Annotated in this window: 5 protein-coding genes and 1 pseudogene; all 6 read left to right on the forward strand. The window is 43.0% G+C overall.

Annotated elements, in window-relative coordinates:
- Positions 1 to 464, forward strand: a 464-nt coding sequence (locus tag AB6C75_RS23055) for an IS5 family transposase (RefSeq protein ID WP_372109429.1), incomplete at its 5' end; no start/stop codon positions are given.
- Positions 465 to 1,236: 772 nt separating this feature from the next.
- Positions 1,237 to 1,620 (forward strand): hypothetical protein, encoded by a 384-nt coding sequence (locus AB6C75_RS23060; RefSeq protein WP_076648261.1) that lies wholly within the window; start codon positions 1,237 to 1,239, stop codon positions 1,618 to 1,620.
- Between the two features lie 40 nt (positions 1,621 to 1,660).
- Positions 1,661 to 2,047, forward strand: a complete 387-nt coding sequence (locus AB6C75_RS23065) for a hypothetical protein (RefSeq protein WP_102308722.1) — start codon at positions 1,661 to 1,663, stop codon at positions 2,045 to 2,047.
- A 78-nt stretch (positions 2,048 to 2,125) separates the two neighbouring features.
- Positions 2,126 to 2,461, forward strand: coding sequence for a hypothetical protein (locus AB6C75_RS23070; RefSeq protein WP_016766862.1), 336 nt, complete (start codon positions 2,126 to 2,128; stop codon positions 2,459 to 2,461).
- 55 nt (positions 2,462 to 2,516) lie between these two features.
- The gene (locus AB6C75_RS23075) at positions 2,517 to 2,960 is read left to right on the forward strand and encodes a lytic transglycosylase domain-containing protein (RefSeq protein WP_076678512.1); all 444 of its coding nucleotides are present in this window, start codon (positions 2,517 to 2,519) and stop codon (positions 2,958 to 2,960) included.
- A gap of 349 nt (positions 2,961 to 3,309) precedes the next feature.
- Positions 3,310 to 3,724, forward strand: a pseudogene (locus tag AB6C75_RS23080) (site-specific recombinase); the annotation flags it as partial.

A 3,724-nucleotide genomic window follows, 5' to 3' on the forward strand; every position in this document is an offset into this window, starting at 1 on the left:
TCGATACAAGCACTCATGAAATTATTGCAGCCGAGCTAAGTTTATCGACGGTTACGGATGGGGAAGTTCTCCCGAACTTACTGAAACAAACACGCCGCAGTATCCTTGAGGTATCTGGTGATGGGGCTTACGACACGAGAGCGTGTCATGCTGCTATTAAGATTAAGGGAGCCATTGCTCTTATTCCCCCAAGAGAGGGGGCAGCCTTCTGGGAGCGTGGTCACCCTCGCAATCTCGCCGTGGGTTGTCAGAAGTTATACGGCTCGAATAAGTATTGGAAAAAGCGGTATGGATACCATAAACGTTCATTGTCAGAAACAGCGATGTATCGAGTTAAACAGTTGCTAGGAGGACGGTTGAGCTTAAGAAATTACAATGCACAGGTGGGTGAAACTTACGAGATGATAAAAGCGTTGAATAAGCTCACTAGGCTAGGTATGCCTGAAACTTGTCGTATTGACTAACAAAGCATGCAAAACGGGCGGCTCTGTCTCTAAACTGAATTACGCAACAAAGCCCATTACTTTATTCGATTAAAACCGAATGAGATGCCTCTTAGCCTGGAGGCCTTAGTTTCCTTGGTGATTTCCTTGAACGCTGTGGTCGCGCTAAAAGAAGTTGAGCCAAAGGCTCGACCGCAAGCGGTCGTCTAGCTGGCTCTCAGGAGGACTGTAGGCCCATTGACTCGATGCTTGATTGTATTGCAGTGTATTGATGTCAATTTGTGGTTGCGTGGCTGATAGGGCTTAATTGACGAGTTTTTTATGATGATAGTTTAAAGCGGATTTGAAGCACAGCGTCGTGATAAGGGCTTAACTTGGGCGTTACCCTTCGGGCAAGGCTTTTCGCTTGTATCTTTTATCTATGGCCTAAGAGTGACATCACCCTGGTGAGTCACTGCGTGCCGCCCCAGGATGTGCCTCTCTACAGCCCCTATCTAAAAGGATATCGCTGCAATCCTGAACGCACTCCTCTCACTGCGTTCGCTACGCCTCGTCGTACCTCCTCGTTGCTTTCCCTACCTTTGAATAAGTTCGAGTAAGGCTTGTTTTCTTATGCGCCGATTTCCTTTCACTCGCATCATTTACGGGCTCGCAGGCTGTTAACCGTCTCTCCCCACAACCTGATTTGCAAGGGTAAATGAACGCTGCGCGCCCTTGCAAAGCAGAACGATGGTGAGAGAGCGGACAGCCAAGCGGCTCCGAAAAGTGATACTCAAACAAAAGGAAAATCCTCATGGCGCAACAAAATTCAAACCTAACTCTCTCTAATTCAAATTCAGTGACCAGCGTTTCGCCGCTGGAGCACGAAAGCTCACCAAAAAATGATATCTCTAAGCGTCTGCAACCAGTAGAGCCAAGTCGTGATGTTGCCCTATCAGGATCAACCTCTGTGGAAAATATTGTCGTGATTGCCGCTCATGTAAAAGCAAGAGCCAGGCACTCCAGTGTTTGGCTAGAACTGACGGTTTTATTCCCAGAAACAGAACTCAATAAGCCGTACTGGGGGCAAGGCATCGCGAGAGGTCATGTGATTACTGAAACAAATAAGGTAGGGCTGAATAGTCGTGCTGTCGTCATGGGATGGGTGACAGATAGCCATCAATATATCGAAGTATAAAGACTTGATACCCCTTAGTTATAAAATGGAGACTTAAATAATGAAATATCTCTCACACTATATTCAAGACAAACAAACTCAGGCTTTTAATGATGCTGGGGCGTTCTTTGCTTTTTCTAATCAACAGTTCGATGAGGCAAAAAAAGAGGGCGTGAAATACGCATCACTAGGTATGGGGTTAATTTGCCCAGTTGATAATGCCAAGCAATTAATGACTCGTTTAGATTCCATCGCTCAAGAAGGGATCGCCGAAGATATCAAAGAGAACGGGAAAAAGGCGATCATTCGCCGTGAGTTATTTAATCACGAATGTTTCTACACAAATGATATTTGTGATTGTGTGGAAAAACTCGAAGGCTATGGCATTTCATACGATGAGATTTATGAAGTGTTTAATCACATTCGTAAAAAGGAAGACGTTTATTAAACGTGAAAATTAAAGCACCTTGATATTTGTTCCATCAAATATCAAGGCATGTTCAAGTCAATTATGGTGAATATTCGAATGAACATTCTGAATGCTACACAAGATAGAGAAGAAACGAAAGCAAAATGTTACGTTTGTACGGCCGTGCCGTTTTCGTTGGGTAAAGTAGTCTATACGCAAGGTATTGAGCAGTTATTAGATAATAATGTCGGTGCTAACTTGTCGATTTATTTGCAGCGTCACCAAAGTGGAGATTGGGGAGAGACTTGCATTGAAGATAAAATCACCAATGACGAAGCAACCAAAACAGGCGAGAGAGTGATATCGAATTATACGATTTGTGATCAATCGGTTTGGATAATAACTGAACGTGACCGCAGCGTGACCACAATTTTATTACCTTGTGAATATTGATATCTCAATGGGATGGCATAAAATGAGAGTCCTATTATTAGGGCTCTTTTTTATGATGAAACCATTACTTTATCTTTCGTTGTTATCGCCGTGTTTCAGTTGGGCTTTTTGCTTTGATGAGGCAGGGCGATTTTATAATGTCGATCCACAGCTTTTAAAATCCATCGCCACGGTAGAAAGTAGCCTAAAGCCGAACGCGTACAATGAAAATAAAAACCAATCCGGTCAAGTCATCAGCCGTGATTTTGGATTGATGCAAATTAATTCCCATTGGTTTGATCGACTATCCGAATTTAATGTGAATGAAAAAAACATCTATCATCCTTGCTTTAATGTTCATCTTGGCGCATGGGTATTAAGTTCTAATTTTTCTAGTCATGGTTATAACTGGAACAGTGTCGGCGCGTATAATGCGGGTTTTTCCAAACGCACTGAGAACGCCAGAAAAATATACATCCAAAAAGTCCAATCGGTTTATTTTAAGATGAACGTTCAATAAAAGACCTTGCACCATAACGGTGCAAGGTCTTTCGCTTTTCTTCTCGCTTTCTTCCTTCAATTTCCAAATCCCCCGCATCCCTCGTTCGTCAGATTCATTCGCCACCTGGTCGGCTTTTGTCTTTCGCTGTCAGTTTTTCCCGTCGTTTTGATTAAGGAACTCAGATCATTCGTTCTGAGTTGTTGGTTAGTTGAGTTGGTGACCACACACCACGTCATAATCTGGCGATTATGGATGGTTGTCTGGAGTAAGTATTTGATAGCTAAGCGATGTGTAGTTTGTGTCTTTCATTGATATGGCATGTTTTCACGAAATTTCGTGATTCTATGTCCCTATATGAAGGTACTAAATGATGAAAAAAGTCTTACTCACACAACGCTTTGTTGAGCGCATCCCTTCTAACCATCTGGTTCAAGAGTTTTACGATACAAAAGTCCCTGAGTTGTATTTAAGAGTTTATCCGTCAGGAGGGAAGCGATTTTATATTCGTTTTCAGCATGAAGGGTTAAGGGTTCACCGGAAGCTTGGTAAAGCAACCGACCTATCATTACGAGAGGTGCGGAAGCAAGTGGTGAATGAAGTTCACCAGACTCGTTATCTGGCAGATATAAAAGAGCTGCCACCAATAACGATTCGGGTCTTCGCAGAGGAATTTTTCAAGCGTTATCCTCGCCACTGGAAACCAAGAACGACGGTAAAGAATAAGAGTGCCTTTCGTTTACATATCGCGCCTATTTTAGGCGATAAACAGGTTCACTCCATAG

This window comes from Vibrio sp. 10N.237.312.B06 (assembly GCF_041464685.1).
Classification (GTDB): Bacteria; Pseudomonadota; Gammaproteobacteria; order Enterobacterales; family Vibrionaceae; genus Vibrio; species Vibrio tasmaniensis_A.

What these genes read in the sequence shown, in the direction of transcription:
- AB6C75_RS23070 (WP_016766862.1), top strand. Translation starts at nt 2,126, where the DNA reads ATGAACATTCTGAATGCTACACAAGATAGAGAAGAAACGAAAGCAAAA.
- AB6C75_RS23065 (WP_102308722.1), top strand. Translation starts at nt 1,661, where the DNA reads ATGAAATATCTCTCACACTATATTCAAGACAAACAAACTCAGGCTTTT.
- AB6C75_RS23075 (WP_076678512.1), top strand. Translation starts at nt 2,517, where the DNA reads ATGAAACCATTACTTTATCTTTCGTTGTTATCGCCGTGTTTCAGTTGG.
- AB6C75_RS23060 (WP_076648261.1), top strand. Translation starts at nt 1,237, where the DNA reads ATGGCGCAACAAAATTCAAACCTAACTCTCTCTAATTCAAATTCAGTG.